The organism is Chloroflexus sp. (genome assembly GCF_056331925.1).
In genome coordinates, this window is the sequence record NZ_JBWGQH010000009.1 from 9,343 (window position 1) to 31,962 (window position 22,620).

The window sequence follows — 22,620 nt, forward strand, 5'->3', positions numbered from 1 at the left end:
ACGCCGGTAATATCGATGATAACGATATCCGATTGGCGTTCGGCGATGGCGGTTAGTAAGCGTTCCATGATCTGGCCGGCGCGGAAGCTATCGATAACGCCGACCAGCGGTACGACCAAAATGCCTTCGTACAGCGGTAAAATAGGCGTACTCAGCTCGCGGATGGTCTGTTGTTGCACTGCAATCTGTGTGGCTTGATCGTAGATTTGTGCTTGCATTTCACGGTAGACCCGGCTAAAACTGGTGAGCAAGGTCTGACCAAAGGCTTGCAATACATCTTCTATCTGCCGAATGTGCGAGACGGTAACAACCTTGTGATCGCGGTCATACGCTTCTACCATATCCCAAGCAACATGCCGCAGTTCATTCAGGGCGGTAAACAAATCACCGGCAATAAAACCACTGGCTGCTCGCGCTTCTCCTACTGCACGAGCGTGGGAAAGCAAGGGCTGTATATCGCCGGTGGCGATGGCATACCATAGGGTCTGCAATGATGTTGTCACCGCCTGCAACAGGGTCACCCGATCCATAGCAGCATAGTTTGCCTGTTGAGCGCGCAGATAGTCGGTGAACACTTCGGCGGTAGTAGTGAGCTGTGCTTCACAGAAGTCAGCAATGTCGGCAAGAACGGTTGGCATGGTAGTGTTGTCGGCGTGTCGAGTCAGCGAATCGCATATCCTAATTGCTGTAACGCCAACTCGATCCCGGCTTGCAAGTTAGCACCAATCCGAATCCCACGCAGGTCGACGCCGAGCTGGACAATCGTTTGGGCAATTTCCGGGCCGATCCCGACCAAAATGACCTGTACGCCGATCAATTGGGCGGCGCGTGCGGTTTGCAAGAGATAATTGGCGACGGCGGTATCGATCACGGGTACGCCGGTAATATCGATGATAACGATATCCGATTGGCGTTCGGCGATGGCGGTTAGTAAGCGTTCCATGATCTGGCCAGCGCGAAAGCTATCGATAGCGCCGACCAGCGGTAAGACCAGAATACCTTCGTACAGCGGCAAGATAGGCGTACTCAGCTCGCGGATCGTCTGTTGTTGGGCTTCAATCTGCTCTGCCTGATCGCGCAACTCCTGCTGAAGCGACAACATCGCCTGACTATAACCGAGCAGTAAAAGGCGATTGAACTCGTGAATAGCATCCTCGAACCGGCGCACCTCACCAATCGCCAATTGATCGCTGCCGAAAGCTTCAAGTTCCTGCCAGCAAAACTCACGGATGCGGTTCACAACGATCATCATGTCGTCGAGTGAGAGTCCCATCCGGGCACGACGTTCGCCAATCTGCGGTGCCCATTCGTTGACCGGCACACTATCATTCTCACCGAAAAGCGCGCAGATCGTCTCAACCGAGCGTTGCAGGGCCGGGCTTAATTCGTGAGCAGGAATAGCAGCATAGCCGCTGCTATCGGCTTGGACAGCTTGGCGCAAGCGCTCTCGTGTTTGCGGTAAGCGCTCGCGAATGAACGTAGCGAGGTCGGTTAGAGTGGTGCTCATAGCATTCTGTTTGATCGGCTAATACGCGCGGGCGAAGATCACTTGGCGGTCGGTTTCACGACCGGTATAGACACAGCGGCCCACCGTCCCCGGTTGTTCGAGCGGAATACAGCGGATGGTCGCTCGCGTCTCCTCTTGAATGCGCTTTTCGTCGGCGGTACTGCCGGCCCAATAGGCACGGGCGAAGCCACGTTCGATCTGTTCTTTAAGCTCGTCGTAGGTTGCGACATCGGCGGTACGGGCCTCGCGGAAGGCAAGGGCGCGCTGGAAGAGACCGGTCTGCATTTCGCTCAGCAGGGCCTCGATCCGTTCGGTTAGTCCGGCTTGAGGCACAAAACTCTTGCCGACTTTGCCTGGCATATCGCGGCGAGCGAGGGCGACCGTCTCTTTGGCGACATCTTTCGGCCCGATCTCGATCCGCACCGGCACCCCCTTCAGTTCCCACTCGTTAAACTTGTAGCCGGGGCTATAGTTGTCGCGGTCATCAACCTTAAACCGCAGCCGGCCCTTCCACGCGGCGGTCATACGGTTGACGGCTTCCATCACTGCGCTGCGCTCTTCATCATTCTTGTAAATCGGCACCACGACCACCTGAATAGGTGCAAGACGCGGTGGTAGCACCAAGCCTTCATCATCCGAGTGAGTCATGATTAGCGCACCGATCAGGCGCGTGCTTACGCCCCAGCTCGTTGTCCACGCATACTGGATGGTGTTATTTTGATCGGTAAAGGTGATGTCAAATGCGCGGGCGAAATTCTGACCGAGGTTATGCGAGGTACCGGCTTGGAGGGCGCGACCATCTTGCATCATTGCTTCGATGCAATAGGAACGGAGTGCACCGGGAAACTTCTCTTTCTCAGTCTTGAGACCGCGGATGACCGGTACCGCCATCTCTTTTTCTACGAAATCGGCATAGACCTCGTGGAGAATCCGCAGCGTCTCTTCTTCGGCCTCGGCCTCGGTAGCGTGAGCGGTATGGCCCTCTTGCCACCAGAACTCGGCGGTACGGAGGAATGGGCGGGTACGCATTTCCCAGCGCATGACATTGGCCCACTGATTGTAGAGGAGGGGTAGATCGCGGTACGAGCGGATCCACTTGCTATAGAAATAACCAATGATCGTTTCGCTGGTCGGGCGAATCACATACGGTTCGGCCAATTCTTCGCCGCCAGCGCGGGTGACTTCGGCCACTTCGGGAGCGAAGCCCTCAACGTGCTCGGCCTCTTTCATAATGAAGCTCTTGGGAATAAGCAGCGGGAACTGGACGTTAGAGTGGCCGGTGGCTTTGATTCGGTCATCGAGGGCGCGCTGCATCAATTCCCAGATGGCCCAACCATGGGCCTTGACCACAATACACCCACGCACGACTTCGGCGACTTCGGCCAGATCGGCTTCGCGCACAATATCGAGATACCACTGGTTGTAATCAACGCTGCGTTGGGTAATAACCTCTTTTGGCATGCCGCTTCCTCAGGTTGATGATCAATCCTTACATATGTATTAACGCTTCGCCTATTATATCCCACATGAACGTTTGGTTGTGCGCCTACAACACAGAAAAAGCGGGGTGAATACTGACCCCGCTTGCAACCTGCGTTGGTGCGGTGGAAATCGCAAACCGACTGACTACATCCTACTTTTTCAGCTCTTGTTGGATCGTGGCCATTATCCGATCAACATCCAGACCGGCCTCTTTGGCGAGGCGGATCTGTTCGAGTAGGCGAGCTTGTGCCTCAGCGAGCCGGCGTTGCTGATCAACCTTCTCTTGTTCGCGATCGGCTTTGGTTTGCTCTTCCGCCCATTTCCACGCTTGTTCCCAGAAGAAGCCGATCTCGCGGAACATCATGCTGAAAATGCCGTCGCTCTCTTTGACAGCCATTGATCGCTCCTTCCCGCCGCTAGCTTGGCTGCGGCGCTATTCTCATGCTCCTGGAGAACATTCTATTACGCAAAAAGCAAAACGTCAATCGGCCTGCTACTTGCACAATGCGGATAGAGATGCTATACTAGCCGTGATTGATGTCATATATGAAATATGCGCACGCTTTCGCGGGTTGCGCCGAGGAGCGTCTATGCCGGCGCCCTACACATCCTCTGTCGCCAGTGACGATCATCGTCGAGCCGTCGATCTCAGTGGTGCGGCAGTTCACCTCTTCCGCTTTAACGGTCCACTGGAGCTGGCCTACGAGTATTTCTGTGATATTCCGGCAGTATTTAGCCTCCTGCCCGATGTGATCGAGATTCTTGCTTACGGCCCTAACCGCTATCGCTTGATCGTTGGAGCCACCGACGGCCACGGCCACGCTATGGCCGGGTATTTCGATATTGCCGCTGTATTTGAACCATTCCGCGCGATTCGGATTACTCCTGTCGATGATGGCCCACTGATTGATTTGACCGGCTTTGTCTTCCCCGGTCAACTCTTCGCCGAAGCGATCTTTTACCCTCACGCCCACGGTACCGATGTTGAGTACAATGTTGAGCTGGCGATGACTATTCCGGTACCGAAGGTCTTGTGGTTTATGCCTGGGCATGTGTTGCAAGCAATCGGTGAACGGGCAATGGAACATAAGATGAACCATATGATCGGCGGGTTCTCACGGGCCATTGATACCGATTTTCACGCTTGGCTCAGTACAGTGCGTGAATAGCCCGCCTCGCTCCGAGCGAGTGCTTGCTGAGTCAGTTTGGTGTTATTGCCCCAAAGGGGCTTTTTTTATCTGGATGGATCAACCAATTGCCGGGTCGCAGACCGTGCAGCGCGTATCGTGACGATGTCGGTTGCGTGATTTCGGCATTTCCTGCTATACTACGCGCAAATAGTTTCGTTGCTAACTATCGAAGGTGAAGGCTATGCGGCTGGCTTGGCAACAGCGGGCGCTGACAGCGCTTTCGTTCTGGTTGGTGTTGGTGTGGTTGGTGATCGTGCTGCCGGTTGCGGCCCAAACGCCCCCCAATCCAAAGACGGTTACGATTCCCGGTACCATCCAAAGTGTGCTCGGCTGCCCCGGTGATTGGCAGCCGTCGTGCAGCATTACCTATCTCACGTATGACCCGGCGGTGGATGTGTGGAGCGCGCGATTTGACTTGCCGGCGGGCTATTACGAGTACAAGGTTGCGCTGAATGATAGCTGGGCCGAGAATTATGGTCTCAATGCCCGCCGTGATGGGCCAAACATTCCATTGCAGGTGCCGGCGTCAACGTCGGTTCGGTTTGTCTACGACCACAAGACCCACTGGGTGACGGATAGCATCAATACGCCGTTGATCGTTGCGGTGGGCGATTTCCAACCCGCCCTTGGCTGCGCCGCCGCCGATGATCCTACTTGTCTCGGTTCGTGGCTGCAAGATCCTGATGGTGACGGGTTGTATACCTTCACCACCAATCGCATCCCCGCCGGCGAGTACCGCTTGCGGTTGGCGATTGGCGAGACGCTGGAGGGTGCGATTGGCGAGGGCGGCCCGAATGGTCCGCCGTTTGTGATAAAGGTTGATGAAGGTGGTGAGGTATATATCGGCTATAACGCGGGGAGTGGTGAAGTGACCATCTCGACTGCTGGTGCGCCGAAAGGCGATATTTCGCGGGCGCGTGCTTACTGGGTTGATGCCGAGACGATTGTTTGGAATGTCATTGGGACGCCACGGTATCGATATGCACTCTTTAGTGATCCGAACGGTACGATCAAACTTACTCCTCAAGGGGTGAGTGGTGGGCAGCGGATTGATCTGACCTTTACGCCTGCCGGTCCCGGTGCGGCGTTGGCTAAGTTTCCTCATCTGGCCGGGTTTAGTGCCTTTAAATTACCACCGCTCGACCGAGCGCGTCTGATCGGTCTGACCCGTGGTCAGTTGGTGGTGGCAATGTATGATGAGAATGGTCAGCCGCTCGATGCGACGCGAGTCCAGATTCCCGGCGCCCTCGATGCGCTCTTTCCCTACGATGGCCCGCTCGGTGTGGCAATCGAGAATGGGGTGCCGATGATCCGGGTCTGGGCGCCGACGGCGCGCCAAGTGCGGTTGCACCGTTTTGCCGATGCTAACCCCGATACGCGCGCGGTGGTCTTGCCGATGACGCTCGATGCTGCAACCGGCGTCTGGAGTATTCGCGGCGAGGCGAGCTGGATCGGTCAGTACTATCTGTTCGAGGTTGATGTCTATGTGCCGAGTGAGGGTCGGGTGGTGACAAACCTCGTGACCGATCCCTACTCAGTTGCGTTGAGCGCCAATAGTACCCGTAGTCAGATCATCGATCTGAACGATCCAGCGTTACAACCGCCCGGTTGGGCGATGCTGCAAAAGCCACCACTAGCGGCGCCCGAAGACGTGGTGCTCTACGAGCTGCACGTGCGCGACTTTAGCATTCTCGATGAGACGGTGCCTGCCGATCTGCGGGGGACGTTTCGTGCCTTCACTGTGCGTGAGAGTGTGGGTATGCGTCATCTGGCCGAGCTGGCCAAAGCCGGCGTGACGCACGTCCATCTCTTGCCGGTGTTCGACATTGCGACCATTGAGGAGATTCGTGAGCGACAAGTGCCGTTACCCTACGAGCAATTGCGTGCGCTGCCACCCGATTCACCGGAACAGCAAGCCTTGATCGAACCGATCCGCGACCTCGATGGCTTCAATTGGGGGTACGATCCGTACCATTACTCGGTACCAGAAGGGAGTTATAGCACCAATCCTGATGGCCCACAGCGCATACTTGAGTTCCGCGAGATGGTGCAGTCGCTCAACCAAATCGGTTTACGGGTGGTGATGGATGTCGTGTACAACCATACCAACGCGAGCGGTCAAAACCCGCGTTCGGTGCTCGACCGGATTGTGCCCGGTTATTATCACCGCCTTGATGGCGATGGGAATGTGACGACGTCGACTTGCTGCGCCAATACTGCGACCGAGCATCGTATGATGGAGAAGTTGATGATCGATTCGGTGGTGTTGTGGGCGAAGTACTACAAGGTCGATGGCTTTCGGTTCGATCTGATGGGCCATCATATGAAAGACAATATGCTGGCGGTACGGGCAGCCCTCGATGCACTGACCCTCGAACACGACGGTGTGGATGGCAAATCGATTATCATCTATGGTGAAGGATGGAATTTTGGTGAGGTAGCCAATAACGCGCGCGGTATCAATGCCACTCAATTCAATATGGCCGGCACCGGTATCGGCACCTTCTCTGATCGGCTGCGCGATGCAGCGCGTGGTGGCGGCCCCTTCGACGATCCGCGCTTGCAAGGCTTCATTTCCGGCCTCGCCACTGATCCGAGCGACTTCCCGCAGGGTACCCCCGATGCGCAGCGGGTCAAATTGCTGGCCGAGACTGATCTGATCAAGCTGGGGTTGGCCGGTAATCTCAAGACGTACCGCATGGTTAACTACGAAGGCCGCACCGTGCCCGGCGAACAGATCAAGTACCGCGGCGCCGCCGGCGGCTATACGCTTGACCCGCAAGAGCAGATCGTGTATGTATCGGCGCACGATAACGAGACCCTGTTTGATGCCATCCAACTGAAAGCAGCGGCCAATACGCCCATAGTCGAGCGCGCACGTATGGCTCAGCTCGGCCTATCGTTGACCGCGTTGGCGCAAGGTATTCCCTTCTTCCATGCCGGCGATGAACTGTTGCGCTCGAAGTCGCTCGACCGCAACAGCTACAATTCGTCGGATTGGTTCAACCGGATCGATTGGCGTGGTCAAGAGAATACGTTCGGATCGGGCTTGCCGCCGGCATGGGATAACCAGAGTAACTAGCCGATCATGGCTCCGCTGCTGGCAAACCCTGATCTCAAGCCGGATGAGGCGTTGATGCGCGCCACTTACGACCACTTCCGCGAGATGTTGCGTATTCGCCGCAGTACACCGCTCTTTCGGTTGCGCACTGGCGAAGAGGTCGAGCGGATGGTGTCGTTCTTCAATAACGGTCCTGATCAGATTCCCGGACTGATCGTCATGAGCATTAGCGATAACGGCGTGACGCGGGTTGATCCGAATATCGGGCAGGTTGTGGTGCTGTTTAATGCCCGACCCGATACGGTTACCATCACTATCCCCGAATTGGCGAACGGTGATCTGCGCTTGCACGATGTGCAGGTCGCATCGAGTGACGAGCGAGTGACGCAATCGCGCTACCAGGTTGATGGTACGTTTAGCGTACCGGCCCGCACGACAGCGGTCTTCGTCGGCCCACGCCCCCTGGTGGCAGCGCCGGCACCCACGCCAACGGCCACCACTGCACCGATACCGACGACGGCAATACCTACTGCTACCCCCGAACCGGCGCCGACTGCCGGGAACGGTGGTGTACCGTGGTGGGTGTGGATTGGGTTCGCAGTGGTTGTGTTGGGCGGCGTGGGCTTGGTTGTTGCCTGGCGCAGAAGGTAAAGGCGCAGAGGGGGCAAAGGCACAGAGACTCTCAACGCAAAGACGCAAAGACGCAAAGACGCAAAGGGCGCAAAGATTGCCAAGGTTTTTGTTGTAGGGGTTAGCGTATAGCTGTACTAAAGCCCCCCCCTTTCACCTACCTTGGCGACCTTTGCGTTCTCAGCGCCGGCCTTCACGCCACGAAGATGCATCCTGCACTGCCGTAACGTTCACCTACCTTGGCGACCTTTGCGTTCTCAGCGCCTTTGCGTTTTCGCGGCTACCGCTCGGCGTTGGCAGCGAGTTCAAGCAGCCGCAAGATGCGCGGCACCATTACCGCTGGATCGCGGTGCAAGCCCTCGATCAGCAGCGCGTTGTCGTAGAGCTGCTCGGCGGCTAGCGGGATCAGCGGATCGTTGGGATCGGCGGCGGCACGACGGGCCAGCGCGGCGATCAATGGGTGCGCCGGGTTCAGTTCCATAATTCGCGGACCACTCTGGACTTCTTGACCAAGAATCTGCTGGATCCGCTGCATTTCACGACCAAAAGCTGCTTCATCAGCGACCAAACGTGCCGGGCTATCGCGCAGCACCTTCGAGGCGCGTACCTCCTTCAGCCGTTCGCCCAATGTGGCTGCGATTCGCTCGGCCAGCGCGGTAAATTGCGCGTCATCAATGACCGGTGTCGGTTGGGTGACCTCACCGGGCAATTCCAGATTGCCCTCATCGATATTGCGTAGGCGCAACCCTTCGTACTCTCGCAAACCCGACAGCATGAAGCCGTCCATCAAGTCGGTGAAGAGGATGACCTCAATATCGCGCGCACGTAACGGATCGAGATGTGGGCTATTGAGTGCCGCCTCGCGGCTGGCCGCCATCAGGTAATAAATCTCCTTCTGACCGGGAACCATGCGCTCTTTATAGGTTGCGAGCGTAATCCACTCTTCGCCACTCTTAGTCGTCTGCACGCGGAGCAGCTTCAGCAATTCATTGCGATGCTCGTAATCGGTAGCAATACCCTCTTTGATAAAGGGGCCAAACTCCTTCCAGAACGTGCGATATTTCTCCGGATCGCGTTCGGCCAGGTCGTTCAACTCTTTATGCAGACGACCGGTAAGCGTCTTGCGCAGACGCTGCATCACCGGTGAACCGCCGGCGGTACCGCTCTGCACGCTTTCGCGCGATACGTTGAGTGGTAGGTCTTCGCTATCGACCACGCCCTCGATAAAGCGGAAGTGGGCCGGCAATAGGTCTTTGGCCTCTTCGAGGATCAGTACCTTACGCGAATAGAGCTTGATCTGGCCTTCGATCCGGCGTTCGAGAATGCCACGCTCGCGGCGGGATGGGATGTAGAGAATCGCATGCAGATCAACCGGCGCGTCGGTTGAGATATGGATATAGCTGAGCGGAGGCTGGCTATCGAGGGTCAGTTGACGATAGTAGTCGTTATACTCGTCGGCGGTAACGTCACGTGGTACTTTGCGCCAAATCGCAGTGCGCGCATTGATCTGACGGCCATCGAGCATAATCGGGAAAGCCACGTAGTTGGAGTGGCGCCGCACAATCTGCTCGATCCGCCAAGGATCGGCGAACTCGGTCGCATCTTCTTTCAAATGGAGGGTAATTGTGGTCCCGCGTCGTTCACGCTCGGCAGGGCCAACGACAAAGCTATCGCCACCGCTCGATTCCCACATAGCGGCTGGTGCGTCAGGCCGATACGACTGCGAGACGACCGTTACCTTATCTGCGACCATGAACACGGAATAAAAACCAACACCGAATTGACCAATGATCTCGCTAGCAGTTTGCTTGGCATTTTCACCCGCCTGCTTGACAAATGCACGAGCTGCCGACTGTGCAATCGTACCGAGATGTTCAACCATCTCGTCGGCGGTCATTCCGATACCGGTATCACTGATCGTGAGGGTACGAGCCTCTTTATTCACTTCAATCGTAATCTGCGGTTCGAGATCGGGGTCACGGACATCGCGATTGGTCAGCATCTCGAACTGCACCCGATTGATTGCATCGGAGGCGTTCGAGATCAATTCGCGCAGAAAGATTTCACGGTCGGTATAGAGTGAATGGGCCAAAATATACAGAACTTGTTGTACTTCTGCTTTAAAGGTGTGCGACTGTCGGCCGGTTTCGGTCAACGGTTCGGTTGTCATATGCCTCCCTCGTTCACGTGATTGCTCTGCCGAACGGCCATTCGAGTGGCCGTAAAGCAAATCGTCAGTCTACCACACGACGACGCAGACAACACTGCACAACGCGGTGTGTAGCTACGGGTATGGCAGACACTCCGCTACCATGCATGGTAATCATTCGGACGGTATTTGATCATTAGAGAGATGTTGGAAAATTAGCCACCCAATTCAGACATACCACGCAAGGTTGGTTTTATCCCTTCGGGGAGGCCGTGGCCCCATGGCTTGATATAAACGGCGTGGCGAATAATTTGCTCAATCTCGTCAACAGTGGCCCCGCTACGGACTGCCGCGCGCAGATCGACCTCATCGTCGCGGAGGAGGCACAGGTGCAACCGACCATCGGCAGTTAGGCGCATGCGGTTACAGGTTGCGCAGAAGGGATCGCTCACACTGGAAATAAAGCCGATCACTCCCTTAGCGCCGGGCAAACGGTACGTGCGGGCCGGATCACTTGGTGCATGGCCTATCTCCTCAAGTGGACCGTAACACTGTTCGAGGCGAGCAAGCAGCTCAGCGCTAGTCACAATCCCCTCTTCAGCTAAACCCGCCACACCGGTAAGGGGCATCACCTCGATAAAGCGAAACTCCCATGGTCGGTCGAGGGTCAGGCCGGCGAGCCGTACCACCTCTTCATCATTCATCCCGCGCACCACCACGGCGTTCAGCTTGATTGGGTGGAGACCGGCAGCATCGGCCGCCTCGATCCCGGCCCAAACCTCATCAAGATTACCGCCGCGGGTCATTATGCGAAACTTCACCGGGTCGAGCGTATCAATACTGATATTCACTCGGTCGAGACCGGCCGCGCGGAGTGGTTGCGCCAGTTTGCGTAGACGAAGCGCATTTGTCGTCATTGCGATATGCTCAATCCCGGGAATGCGCTTCAGTTCGCGCACCAGGTTCACCAGATCGTGGCGTAGGGTCGGTTCACCACCGGTAAGGCGCAGCTTACGGAAGCCGGCACGGGCAGCAGCGCGGATCACGAGCAACAACTCATCGTTGGTCAGCAACTCTGAGCGGGGAGCGAACTGCACACCAACTGCCGGCATACAGTAGACACAGCGCATATTACAGCGGTCGGTAAGCGAGACGCGCAGGTAATCAATCCGGCGGCCATACTGATCAAGCGCCGGCGTATCGGTTGGATAACGTGGATGACGGGCAGGCTCGTAAAATATGATCGGGGTCGTACCGGAGAGCGGGTTGGCGGCCATGCATACACCTCATTGTGAAAATCGTAAAGGCGGCAAACCGTATTGCCATGCACCTTTGTGAACAAACGACAACTACACTGTTGTGTACTGCAACACCGAAATCCGGGCAGCGACTTGACGGGCCAGTTCACGAAAGATATTGGCGTAAGCATCGGGAGCGTCGCTAATCACAGCCGGTTGGCCGGTATCACCGCCCTCACGCACACTCATCCCAAGCGGTATCTGACCAAGTAACGGTACTCCCAACCGGCGGGCTAGCCGTTCGGCGCCACCACTACCGAAGATATCGTAGCGTTTGCCGGTATCGGGGGCAACAAAATAGGCCATATTTTCAACGATACCGAGCAATGGTACATTCACCTTGCGGAACATCTCCATCGCCTTCACAACATCGATGGTCGCCACTTGCTGCGGCGTGGTCACGATCAGGGCGCCGGTCAATGGCAAACTCTGCGCGAGCGTGAGGGCCACATCACCGGTACCGGGTGGCATATCGATAATCAGATAATCGAGCGGCGCCCACGCCACCTGATAGAGGAATTGACGGAGCAACTGGCTAACCATCGGCCCGCGCCAAATCACCGGTTGCGACTCATCAATCAAAAAGCCGACCGACATCACCTTAATGCCGTGGTTGGTCAGTGGAAGCATCATCGGTTGGCCATTGGCATCACTGACGGCAGCCGGTTGACCGTGTATCCCCAACATCAGTGGTAAGCTCGGCCCGAAGACATCGGCGTCGAGCAACCCAACCTGTGCCCCCATCTGGGCGAGTGCCACGGCCAGGTTAGCTGCCACCGTGCTCTTGCCGACCCCACCCTTGCCGGCGGCCACTGCGAGCACATTCGCAACACCGGGAATAGCTGCTTGTTCAGGAATACCGGCCGGACGGCGGACATTGGCGGTGAAATCAACATTCACCTCTTTCACGCCGGGAACGGCACTGACCGCTGTGACAATATCGTTGCGAATCTGATCTTTCAGCGGACAAGCCGGTGTCGTCAGTTCGATAGTACAGCGCACAATACCGTCGCAAATCGCGATATGCTTCACCATCTGGCGTGAGACCAGATCACCGCCCAACTCCGGCTCTTGCACCTGCCGCAATGCGGCCAAAATCTGCTCTTCGGTCACCTGTACCGGTTGGTTACTTGAAAAGAGACCCATTGCTCTGCTCCGTTTGGTTGACTCCGCGTCTCTGAGCATTATACCAGAGAATTACAAAAGGTTGATGTTACTAAAGTCACAGACAGCAATTATCTTGCTTGACAGGGTGTAGCGCGATTGATATACTCACCATAAGATTATTCGATAGAATCATATTCGTAAAGTGGTGACATCGACCATGCACAAGGTTGAGCGCAGAGAACAGGGAGCGACACGGCGCAGCATCTTGCAGCTCCTGCGCCGGCATGGGCAGATGAGTGCGGTAGAACTGAGCGCTGCACTTGACATCGGTGCGGTTGGGATCCGCCAACACCTTGCCGCACTCGAGCGTGAGGGTCTCGTCTACATTTGTGGTCTGCGCCGAAACGTAGGCCGTCCGGCGCATCTCTATGCGCTCACCGAGCGCGCCGAACATTTTTTTCCTAAACACTACGAACGTTTAGTCTGTGAGCTGTTCGAGAGTGTAGCCGCGATGGGCGGCGAGGTTGCGGTGCAAGAGGTGCTGGAACAACGACGAAACGCCTTACACGCCACTCTTGCCCCACAACTTGCCGGTAAGGTGCGGGCGACGCAGGTTGCCATACTGGCCGAGCGGCTGGCCGAACAGGGGTATATGTGCGAATGCGAGCAGCTTGAGAACGGTGATCTTTTGATGACTCAGTACAACTGCCCCTTTGATTGTGTTGCTCGTCGTTTCCCACAGATTTGTGATCAAGAACTACGCCTCTACGAAGACCTGCTTGCCACACCGATCGAGCGTGATATGACGATAGCTGAAGGTGGGCATTGTTGTCGGTATCGTATTCCGCAGTAGCATTACATCCATAATTCGCGGTACAATAGAAGTGCTTAAGTTAAGACGGCCAAGGGTGGCCGTCGTTGTTTGAAAGTGCCACGGAGGTTTCTCATGGCGTTTGAAGTTCCACCGCTTCCCTACGACTACAACGCACTAGAGCCGTACATTGACGAAGCGACGATGCATTACCATCACGATAACCATCACCAGACCTACGTAACCAACCTGAACAATGCGTTAGCCAATTACCCCGACCTACAGAGCAAGTCGATTGAAGAGCTTCTGAGCAACCTTGAGGCGATTCCGGAGGCGATCCGAACCGCGGTGCGCAACAACGGCGGTGGGCACTGGAACCATACGTTCTTCTGGGAGATTATGGCGCCGAATGCCGGTGGTGCGCCGGAAGGTGATCTGGCGGCTGCAATCGATGCCACCTTTGGCAGCTTCGACGCCTTCAAAGAGAAGTTCAAGGCAGCAGCGCTTGGTCGGTTTGGTTCAGGCTGGGCTTGGCTGATCACCGATAAAGACGGTAACCTGAGCATTATGAGTACGCCCAACCAAGACAACCCGTTGATGGAGGGGAAGACGGCTATTCTCGGTATTGATGTTTGGGAGCATGCCTACTATCTGAAGTACCAGTATAAGCGGGCCGCCTACGTCGATGCCTGGTGGAACGTGGTGAACTGGAAGAAGGTCGCCGAGCATTATACAGCAGCGAAAGGGTAAATAATGTGCAGGGGCGGAGCAACCCTCCGCCCCTGTTGCTGAAGTGTGATATATTCCGATTAGTTTAGACGGTCTGTTGGCAGGTTGAAGGTGTTAGATCAGTTTTCGATTGCGTGAATGTGATTATGTAGGGGGTGAGGGTTAAGTGAGGAAGATTTCTTGGACGTCAGTTATGCAGAACTGTTTTGTATATCGTGAAGAGCAAGGTCTGAATCAGGATTTCGGTGATTGCCTTGTAAGGCGTTTATTTGTATGCTATCATACTACCGAACTTCAAACCGATTGTGTGAAAGATAGCAATTGTTCCAAGACAAATTGCTCATGATAGATTTGACCAGGCCATGCGAATTCTGATTATTCACAACGATTACCGAGAACCAGGTGGAGAAACTGCTGTATACCGTGCTGAAGTGGCTCTACTGCAACAGTATGGTCATGAGGTGTTTACATGGCAGCGTGATAATTCTGAGATCTTCACTTACGATCTGCGCCGAAAATCTGTTTTTCTGATAAATACCATATATAATCGGCAAACATACCACGACCTGCAGTCTTTCGTCCTTGACAAACGTCCTGATATAGCGCATGTTCACAATGTCTTTCCCTTGATTTCACCCTCTGTGTACCGAGCATTACGAAAAGCCGGTATTCCGATTGTACAAACCGTCCATAACTATCGATTTCTGTGTCCAAATGCTCTCTTCTATACCCACGGACAGATTTGTGAGCGCTGTAAGGATGGCAATACCCTCCATGCCGTTCGCTGGCGATGTTACCGTAGAAGTTATACGCTCAGTGCGTTGTATGCCTTGACCATTTATTTGCATCGGCGTTGGGGGACATTTAAAATGATTGATCGTTTTATTGTTCTAACTCAATTCGTCGGTCAAAAACTGATAGAAAGTGGTTTAACCTCTGCAGATAAAATTAATGTTCTGGGGAACTTTTTATCTGATCCACTCCCTGTACCGGGATCGTTTGAGTACCGTGAACCTTACGTTGCTTATCTTGGACGGTTATCACCAGAAAAAGGAGTGGATGTCTTGTTAGATGCACTCGCGGGTTTACCTAAGATAAGATTAAAGATTATCGGTGATGGGCCTCAAAAAACAACTCTGCAAATGAAAGCTCAGAAACAAGGTGTTCAAGCAGATTTCCTTGGGTATGTAACTGGAGAAAAAAAGTTGGAACTACTGCGCCAGGCTATGGTAGTGATCGTTCCTTCGGTATGGTATGAGGCTTTCCCGATAGCTACCCTAGAAAGTATGGCATCTGGAACTCCGGTTTTGGCTTCAAATATAGGCTCCCTACCATTCATAGTGGAAGATGGCAAGAGTGGAGTGCTATTTCGGCCAGGTGATAGTCAGGACCTGCGACAAAAATTAGAGTGGCTACTCGCTCGTCCCCAACAGGCATTAGCAATGGGTCTTTACGCTCGGAGCGTTGTTGAGCGACGCTATACTGCTTTAGCACACTATAACACTCTTATGGAGATTTATAATTCGGTGATAAAGGGCTAAAGATGTAATTCGATATTCAAAAATCGAACAGTGACTATGTAGAAATTATTATGTGTCGTTATTTCCTATTGATATTGCTGTGCTTTCAATCTGTTTTGTTGTACTAAAGTGACCGAGATCAAGTGGTTTGGCTTGAGGAGTAGCTATTGTGGAAAAAGGTAAGATTCCTCCCTATTCTTGATGTGCCCGGTGTTTGTCCGGTGAATGCGATCAGTTATTGGTTCCTAAAAGATCATCCTTTAGCAATCGACTGGTCTAGTCGATCACGCATCAAAGGCGTTAATCTATCCTTACACCTCTTGGCATTGGGTAATACGATCTAGCGTGTCTCTGCTTCGTTAACTAGTGGCAACTGTTTCTTGTCGCATACGACTCCATCAAAAAACGGGGGGCGGGTAAAAAACCCGTCCCCCTTCATTGTCACCTGACCAGGCTATAACAGAGTGTAGATGACTACATTCTAATCCTACGGCACCGGTACATTCGGGTCAAGACGATAGGTGTTGATAATCTCATCCGTTTTGCTCTTGAGCTTATCGAACTGTTCTTCAGGCACCAGGGTGGTTAACACTGAAACCTTATCGCCACGCTGTTCGATGAAGCTATTCCCCAGCATTGAGGCTTGGACATTGTTGGAAGCGGTTGAGGTGTAGCCCCAGACGATCAGAATACTGCCGTCGTTTTGTGGGCGCGGGTCATCGTAGAAGAAGTCGGGCTGGTCGCCGAACGAGTTTTTGAGAAAGGCGACGAGCTTCTCGATTAACTGATCATCACTGTATACTGTGCTATCTTCGAGTACATCGACGACAATCGCGGCATTATTCGTCGGATCGGTCCAGACCAGAATCAGCTCGCCGGGCCGGCTATTGTCGGTGAGAGTCCAATTGACTGGACGATCGATGCGGAAGACGCCTGATGGGTGCGTATAGGTGCGCAACTCACCAATTTCAACCGGCGCCAAACTACCAGTACTCGTGGTGTTGCCGCTCCCAGGCGCCGTTCCGCCGCTCAGTGCGACGCTTTCGTTGATCCGATAGGTGTTGATAATCCGATCGGTATAGGTAGACAGTACTTCAAACTGCTCCTGGGGAATCATTGTCGTTAGGATCGAGATTTTGTTGCCGCGTTGTTCGACAAAACTGTTGCCAAGCAGTGTTGCACGCACGTTATTGTCAGCAGTTGCGGTATACGACCAGACTATTAGTTGGCTGCCGTCCCTTTGTGGTTGGGGATCCTCAGTACTGAAATCGGGTTGACTTCCGAAGCGGTCGTTCAGATAGCTGGTAAGGAGATCGGCTAATTCCGTATCGCTGAGTGTTCGGCTGCTCTCGGCCAGAACAACGATGATTGCACCGTTACCGGTAGGGTCAACCCAGACCAACTGTAATTCGGTATCAGAGCTATTGTCTTGCAGCGTCCAGTTGTTGGGAACATCGATTTGGAAGACACCACTTGGGTGGCGATAGGTCTCGAGTGGACCAATATCGACCAAGGATATTTGGCTATCCAAAACAGTGGTTGCAGTGGGTTCGGGGAGCGGGGTTGCCGTTGGACGTGGAGCAAGGGTTGGGCGAGGGGTACGGGTGGGTTGTTCTGCGATAGGCGATGGAGCAGCGGTAGGCTCTGGTGTAGCATTACCGCCACCACAAGCAGCGAGCACGAGCGTCAGAAGACCGATGAAGGAGACGAGCCAGAACCGATGATACGAGTGCATAAGAACTCCTGCAACAGGTGTAGTCGGCATGAGAGATGTGGGTTAGTAGCCCACCAGACCACGAGTTCGAGCGAGGTATGATGGTTACATACATATACGTGCGATTGGCAAAGAGGTTTCATCATCTGAAGGTAGGTTGTTGCACTCAAGACCTTCGCTGCTGTGTGTATTACCAGTGAAGCAAACGGACTGCGTTATTACCTGACAAGATGTTCAAGTGCAGTGGTTTTTTTAACATATTTTCCATCTCGGTTGCACCAATGTATACCTATAATGATAAGTATCACTGTCGTCACTGCGAGGGAAGAAATGATGTACCGTTATCTTATCATCTTATTAATGGTTTGGTTATCATGTTCGGTACCGATAGCGGCGGCACAGTCTTTACCAACTTTTATCCTCGACTTTGAAGGTTTTGCCGATAATCTCGCTATTAGTACGTATGGGAGTTTGGCGTTTGGTGACGGCTGGCGCTTCGGTGATGTACGCAGCGGACGCTACAATGCACCGTATCCCGGTGCGTGCCCTGATTTTGGTGGAATGTGCGCGTTTACGCTGAACGGCAATGGTTTTGCGCGGGTGAGTGGCAGCGGTAGCGGACGGATCATCTTACCATCCGGTGTTGTTTCGTTTGGGGTTGCAGTCTCTACTTCTGATCTCGTCGCAGTGACGGCGTTAGCTGCCGACGGTACGGTGATCGCTACGGCCAGTGTCGGTGCTAATACCTTCACCGGTCGACTCGACCGGGTAAATCTCACTGCACCGACGAATCGCGCGATAAAAACGATTGAAATCAGTGGTTTGCGCGATACTTGGCTGATTGACGATGTGGAGTATGTCGTAATGCCGACCGCAGTGCGCCCGGCACGGGTGACGTTGGCACAACGGATAGTTGATGTGGCGCGGTCTGGTGAGTTGTTGACGCTCGATCTGGTGTTAGAAAATTATGGCCGCGGGCCGATGATGGCGGCGACGATCGAATTACCTTTTGATGAGACCACCTTGGCCTTGCTCGATGTGCAGACGAGTCGGGCTGATGTGTGGGTCAGTGATGTGATGTCGGGTTTGATCACGATCCGCACCGGTCCGTTAGCTGCTGAGCGTGATCTGGTAACGATGACGATCCGAATTCCAGGTGCGCGCAGAGGCACCGGTTGGGCGGGCAATTGGCCGTGAGGCTCAGTTGTGGTACCGTGATGGGGTGACCGAGTTTGGGCGTGGACGGAGTAATCTACCGCGTACCGTGATCGGTCTCGGCCCAGAGTTGACCTACCGGCGCACACCTGAGATCACGATAGCTGGACAAACGTTAACCTATGCCGCCGAAGGGTTTGCCCCCGGTGAGCCGGTGGGGATTTGGTATAACCCACCGAATGGTGCGCCACCGGTCACAGTGACAACGGTGCGCGCCGATGGTGATGGACGGGTGAGCGGTGTATTGGTCTTGAGCGGTTTGCCGGTGGGTGCGCATACATTGGTGTTGTACAGCCATCACTCGCAGCAGACGTTTGTCGGTGAATTTGCAATTCCCTAACGGCGGGGCACCCACGGGCATGGGGCAATGTACCCGTGTCATACCGGGAGAACCCGCTCTGGGCCGAGGAGTTGCTGTAATTCGGCGACCAATTGATCGGACAATTCAACCGTGTGTTGTGATTGCAAGACGACCATCCCTACCCCATTGGGTAGGTACAGTGTCACGTGATCATTCCCTTGGCTGGCGCTGAGCACACGGTGAATATTCTGCATCAAGGCGACATCGGCGTCGAAGTTATTAGTACGCGGCAGGTAGATCCGCAAATTACGTGCCGGTGGCCCGTCGGTACGGGTTGGTTCGCCGCTCTTGCTGTGTCCATTGCCGTTTCCCTGACCATTCCCGTTGGCAAGTTTGACCGGCTGGCGCGGGCGCACAGTTGGTGGTTTGGCCGCTGCTGGGGTGGTGGTCGCTGATGGAGCTGGGGGTGATGACACCGTGGTAACCGATGTTGGTTGAGATGATGGTTCTGGGAGGGAGATGGGTATATCGGTCACTAATGCTCCGCTCAGCTCATCACTCATCCCTTCGAGATCCATCTCAACCGGTTGAGAGCTGGTCGTTTGGTCGATGGGAGATGGCGCTTCAACGCTCTCTACGACGAGTTGCGGAGTATCGCGCCGGTTATCAACTTTCGCCGTCACCCGTACTACTGCATCATTCTGGAGCAGATCGGCGGCTTTTGCCAACACCTTCGGAAACACCACGATCTCGATACTCCCGGTCATATCTTCGAGGGTTGCCACCAACATCGAATCGCCCTTCTTGGTGGCAATCCGGCGCACACCGCTCAGGACACCGACGAAGGTCAGCGTCTCGCCGATATGCTCCTCTTCAAGTGATCCCAGTTCGGTAACGCCGGTGAAGTCGATCCCTTCAAGCGCCTTCGCAATAGGGTCATCCGAGAGGTTCAGACCGAGTAGTTCTTTCTCCCACAGGAGCATCTCTTTCTGCTCGGCAGGTGTCTCGGTGATGAGTGGCATAGGGATACGAGCGACATTCGGGCTGCCGGTACTACTTTCACCGAAGATATCGAACAGACTGCTCTGGCCGATTTCGCGCGCTTTTTGTGCTTCGGAACCGACCTGTACTGCCTGATCGAGAATGGCAAGCTTTTGGCGACGGCTACCGGGCAGTGAATCGAGCGCACCGGCCTTAATCAGACTCTCAAGTGTTCGCTTGTTGAGTGCGTGGCGATCGACGCGGGCGCAGAGGTCTTCCAGTGACTGGAACGGGCCACCGGACTCACGGGCAGCGATAATCGCCTCGACCGGCCCTTCGCCAACATTCTTAATCGCCATCAGGCCGAAGCGAATCCCGCGGTCGTACTTCACTCCTTGGGGGAGTGGTGGCGATAACTGCTCAATGGTAAAGCCCTTGTTCGAGCGGTTGACATCAGGTGGTAAGACTGCTACGCCCAGCCGGCGCGCCTCAAGGGCAGCCTTGGTCACGTCTTCAATTACCCCACCGGCACCGGTGAGCACTGCGGTCATATACTCAACCGGATAATTCACCTTGAGCCACGCCGTCTGATAGCTAAGCAAGCCGTAGAGAGTGGCGTGGGGCCGGTTGAACGAATAGCCGGCGAAAGGTAAGATCAGCTCCCACAGTTGATCGGCAATCTCTTTACTGATTCCCTTCCGCTGGCAGCCCTGCTTAAAGATCGCTTCGTTCTCGGCCATCAGTTCCTTGTTCTTCTTGCTAATGGCCTTAATCACGATATAGGCTTGACCGAGCGTATAATCGGCGACCGTCTGGAGCAATTGCATAATCTGCTCTTGGTAGACGATTACGCCGTAGGTATCGGCCAAGATCGGCTCCAGCACCGGATGCAGATAGCGAATCTGAGACGGATTGTTCTTGTTTTGAATATACACCGGAATCTGTTCGAGGGGACCGGGTCGATAGAGTGCCACCATCGCGTAGAGGTCTTCGACGCGGGTTGGTTTCAACTGCATCAGGTAGCGAGTCATCCCCGCCGATTCAAGCTGGAACACATTCTTGGTCTCGCCGCGGCCCAATGCCTCAAACACCTTCGGATCATCGAGCGGAATCTCATCGAGCCACATTTTTTGCCCGGTGGTCTGCTCGATATACTTCAGCGCCTCGGCCACCACCGACAAATTGGTGAGACCGAGAATATCCATCTTGAGCAGACCCATCTTGGCCAGCGTCGGCCCCTCAAACGCCGCCATCAGCGCATGCTCGTCTTTGGTGGTGCGTTGCAGCGGCACAATTTCTTCGAGCGGGGTACGGCTGACCACAACGCCACACGCGTGGGTACCGACCGAACGCATCCGCCCCTCGACCTTACGGGCTTCGTCGATCAATGTGCGCAGATGAGGCTGAGTCTCGTAGAGTTGTTTGAGTTCGGGCACCCGTTCAAGGGCTTGGGCAATCGTTGTGCCGACCGGGAGCGCAGGGATCAGCTTGGCGACGCGATCCACTTCACCGGGGTCGAGGCCGAGGACGCGACCCATATCGCGGATGGCGGCCTTTGCACCGAGGGTACCGTAGGTGATGATTTGGGCTACATTCTCGCGCCCGTATTTATTAGCAATGTAATCGAGAATCTCTTGGCGACGTGAGTCGGCAAAGTCGGTGTCGATGTCGGGCATCTCCAGTCGTTCGGGGGAGAGGAAGCGCTCGAAGAGCAGTTTATTCTTGACCGGATCGACATCGGTAATGCCGAGGGCGTAGAGGACGAGCGATGCACCGGCTGAACCGCGCGGTAGGCAGGGAATACCGCGCGAGCGGGCGAATTTCACGTAGTCCCAGACGATCAACATATAGTCGGGGAAGCCGGTCTTATTGATCACATCGAGCTCATACTCCAATCGGCGCATATATTCTTCGGGCGGCTGACCGTTGAAGCGGCGCATCAGGCCTTCTTCGCAGACGAGGCGTAGGTATGACGCGGCATCATGACCTTCAGGCAGCTCGAATACCGGCAATTGCACCCGTCCAAACTCGAGCTTGAGCCGACACATATCGGAAATCCGGCGGGTATGTTCGAGCGGCTCGGTGCCATAGCGTTTAAACCGCGCCCACATCTCTTCGCCTGACATAATGTGATAGCTTTCATCCATCGCATATTCGCGGGCACAGAACTCGGCGTAGGTCATGTTCATGCCCATTGCCATCACCTTATGCTGGGTTTCTTTATCCTCAGGGCGAATGAAGTGGGCATCACTGGTAGCGACGAGGGGAATGCCGAGTTCACGGGCGATGCGCACCAATTCATCGTTGAGTGGCTCGAGTTCGGGGGTATTGTCGTGGAGTTGTAACTCGATGTAGTAGCGGTCGGGACCGAGCAGATCGCGGTAATAGGCTGCTGTCTCGACAGCGGTGCGGCGATCGCCGCTCTTGAGATAGTGCAACACCTCGCCGGCCAGACAGGCCGAGGTGACGATCAGGCCCTCGTGGTGCGCTTCAAGCAGATTGCGGTCGATGCGGGGGCGGGCAAACACCCCTTTCCCCATACCATCGAGATGGGCGCGGGTAGTGAGTTTGACCAGATTGCGGTAGCCGGTCTCGTTTTGCGCCAACAGGAGGAGGTGAAAGTAATTCTTCGCCCCTTTCGTCATCGGGTCGGACAATGAGCCAGGTGCCATGTACGCTTCGACGCCGATGATCGGGCGGATACCGGCTTTTTTGGCTGCCTCGTAAAACTCCATTGCGCCGTAGAGAACACCGTGATCGGTAAGGGCGATACTGTCCATGCCCAAATCGGCAGCGCGTTGGGCAATGCCTTTGGTCGTGGCGTAGCCGTCGAGGAGGCTGTATTCGGAGTGGACATGCAGGTGAACAAAGTCGTGCATGGTAGGCTCGCGATAGAAATTATTTACACTGAACGAGTGTTGTCAA

The 22,620-nt window shown here is 54.8% G+C and carries 17 protein-coding genes; 8 read left to right on the forward strand and 9 right to left on the reverse strand.

Annotated features, from left to right (window positions below; genetic code table 11):
• The 4 genes from AC01ZF_RS06395 to AC01ZF_RS06410 form a co-directional block, all read right to left on the reverse strand.
• On the reverse strand, positions 1 to 638 hold a 638-nt coding region (locus AC01ZF_RS06395), incomplete at its 3' end, for an STAS domain-containing protein (protein WP_476575215.1).
• Positions 639 to 661: 23 nt separating this feature from the next.
• The gene (locus tag AC01ZF_RS06400) at positions 662 to 1,507 is read right to left on the reverse strand and encodes an STAS domain-containing protein (RefSeq protein ID WP_476575216.1); all 846 of its coding nucleotides are present in this window, start codon (positions 1,505 to 1,507) and stop codon (positions 662 to 664) included.
• An 18-nt stretch (positions 1,508 to 1,525) separates the two neighbouring features.
• Positions 1,526 to 2,968: a proline--tRNA ligase gene (proS, locus tag AC01ZF_RS06405; RefSeq protein WP_424677199.1), complete on the reverse strand. Its 1,443-nt coding sequence runs from the start codon at positions 2,966 to 2,968 to the stop codon at positions 1,526 to 1,528.
• A gap of 172 nt (positions 2,969 to 3,140) precedes the next feature.
• Positions 3,141 to 3,386, reverse strand: coding sequence for a hypothetical protein (locus AC01ZF_RS06410; protein ID WP_015941216.1), 246 nt, complete (start codon positions 3,384 to 3,386; stop codon positions 3,141 to 3,143).
• 193 nt (positions 3,387 to 3,579) lie between these two features.
• Between AC01ZF_RS06410 and AC01ZF_RS06415 the strand changes: the two genes are divergently transcribed.
• The 3 genes from AC01ZF_RS06415 to AC01ZF_RS06425 all read left to right on the forward strand — a co-directional run bounded on the left by AC01ZF_RS06415 (position 3,580) and on the right by AC01ZF_RS06425 (position 7,891).
• Positions 3,580 to 4,158, forward strand: a complete 579-nt coding sequence (locus tag AC01ZF_RS06415; protein WP_424677200.1) for a DUF1997 domain-containing protein — start codon at positions 3,580 to 3,582, stop codon at positions 4,156 to 4,158.
• 202 nt (positions 4,159 to 4,360) lie between these two features.
• Entirely contained in the window at positions 4,361 to 7,261 is a 2,901-nt protein-coding gene (gene pulA, locus AC01ZF_RS06420; RefSeq protein WP_476575217.1) for a pullulanase-type alpha-1,6-glucosidase, read from the forward strand.
• A gap of 6 nt (positions 7,262 to 7,267) precedes the next feature.
• Positions 7,268 to 7,891, forward strand: coding sequence for an alpha-1,6-glucosidase domain-containing protein (locus AC01ZF_RS06425; protein ID WP_476575218.1), 624 nt, complete (start codon positions 7,268 to 7,270; stop codon positions 7,889 to 7,891).
• A 259-nt stretch (positions 7,892 to 8,150) separates the two neighbouring features.
• On the opposite strand, the gene htpG is transcribed toward AC01ZF_RS06425, so the two are convergent.
• The 3 genes from htpG to apbC form a co-directional block, all read right to left on the reverse strand.
• Positions 8,151 to 10,040 (reverse strand): molecular chaperone HtpG, encoded by a 1,890-nt coding sequence (htpG, locus tag AC01ZF_RS06430; RefSeq protein ID WP_424674897.1) that lies wholly within the window; start codon positions 10,038 to 10,040, stop codon positions 8,151 to 8,153.
• A 194-nt stretch (positions 10,041 to 10,234) separates the two neighbouring features.
• On the reverse strand, positions 10,235 to 11,296 hold the full coding sequence (gene moaA / locus AC01ZF_RS06435; protein ID WP_428112257.1) for a GTP 3',8-cyclase MoaA: 1,062 nt from the start codon (positions 11,294 to 11,296) through the stop codon (positions 10,235 to 10,237).
• Between the two features lie 72 nt (positions 11,297 to 11,368).
• The gene (gene apbC, locus AC01ZF_RS06440) at positions 11,369 to 12,463 is read right to left on the reverse strand and encodes an iron-sulfur cluster carrier protein ApbC (protein WP_424674895.1); all 1,095 of its coding nucleotides are present in this window, start codon (positions 12,461 to 12,463) and stop codon (positions 11,369 to 11,371) included.
• A 178-nt stretch (positions 12,464 to 12,641) separates the two neighbouring features.
• Between apbC and AC01ZF_RS06445 the strand changes: the two genes are divergently transcribed.
• From AC01ZF_RS06445 to AC01ZF_RS06455, 3 genes are all read left to right on the forward strand, one after another.
• On the forward strand, positions 12,642 to 13,277 hold the full coding sequence (locus AC01ZF_RS06445) for a helix-turn-helix transcriptional regulator (protein ID WP_322490445.1): 636 nt from the start codon (positions 12,642 to 12,644) through the stop codon (positions 13,275 to 13,277).
• Positions 13,278 to 13,370: 93 nt separating this feature from the next.
• Positions 13,371 to 13,985, forward strand: a complete 615-nt coding sequence (locus AC01ZF_RS06450; protein ID WP_424674894.1) for a superoxide dismutase — start codon at positions 13,371 to 13,373, stop codon at positions 13,983 to 13,985.
• Between the two features lie 341 nt (positions 13,986 to 14,326).
• A complete protein-coding gene (locus AC01ZF_RS06455; RefSeq protein WP_476575219.1) occupies positions 14,327 to 15,505 on the forward strand; it encodes a glycosyltransferase family 4 protein in 1,179 nt (392 codons plus the stop codon).
• A 466-nt stretch (positions 15,506 to 15,971) separates the two neighbouring features.
• On the opposite strand, the gene AC01ZF_RS06460 is transcribed toward AC01ZF_RS06455, so the two are convergent.
• Positions 15,972 to 17,219 carry a hypothetical protein gene (locus AC01ZF_RS06460; RefSeq protein WP_476575220.1) on the reverse strand — a complete coding sequence of 416 codons (1,248 nt, stop codon included), beginning with the start codon at positions 17,217 to 17,219 and terminating at the stop codon, positions 15,972 to 15,974.
• Positions 17,220 to 17,531: 312 nt separating this feature from the next.
• Here AC01ZF_RS06460 and AC01ZF_RS06465 point away from each other — a divergent pair, with 312 nt between their 5' ends.
• Together AC01ZF_RS06465 and AC01ZF_RS06470 are read left to right on the forward strand one after the other, a co-directional pair.
• Entirely contained in the window at positions 17,532 to 18,395 is an 864-nt protein-coding gene (locus AC01ZF_RS06465) for a hypothetical protein (RefSeq protein WP_424674892.1), read from the forward strand.
• The gene (locus AC01ZF_RS06470; protein ID WP_424674891.1) at positions 18,355 to 18,753 is read left to right on the forward strand and encodes a hypothetical protein; all 399 of its coding nucleotides are present in this window, start codon (positions 18,355 to 18,357) and stop codon (positions 18,751 to 18,753) included. Before AC01ZF_RS06465 ends, AC01ZF_RS06470 begins: the two co-directional genes overlap by 41 nt.
• A gap of 38 nt (positions 18,754 to 18,791) precedes the next feature.
• Here the strand turns inward: AC01ZF_RS06470 and dnaE are convergent, their stop codons facing one another.
• Entirely contained in the window at positions 18,792 to 22,574 is a 3,783-nt protein-coding gene (gene dnaE / locus AC01ZF_RS06475; RefSeq protein ID WP_424674890.1) for a DNA polymerase III subunit alpha, read from the reverse strand.
• Between the last annotated feature and the right edge of the window lie 46 nt (positions 22,575 to 22,620).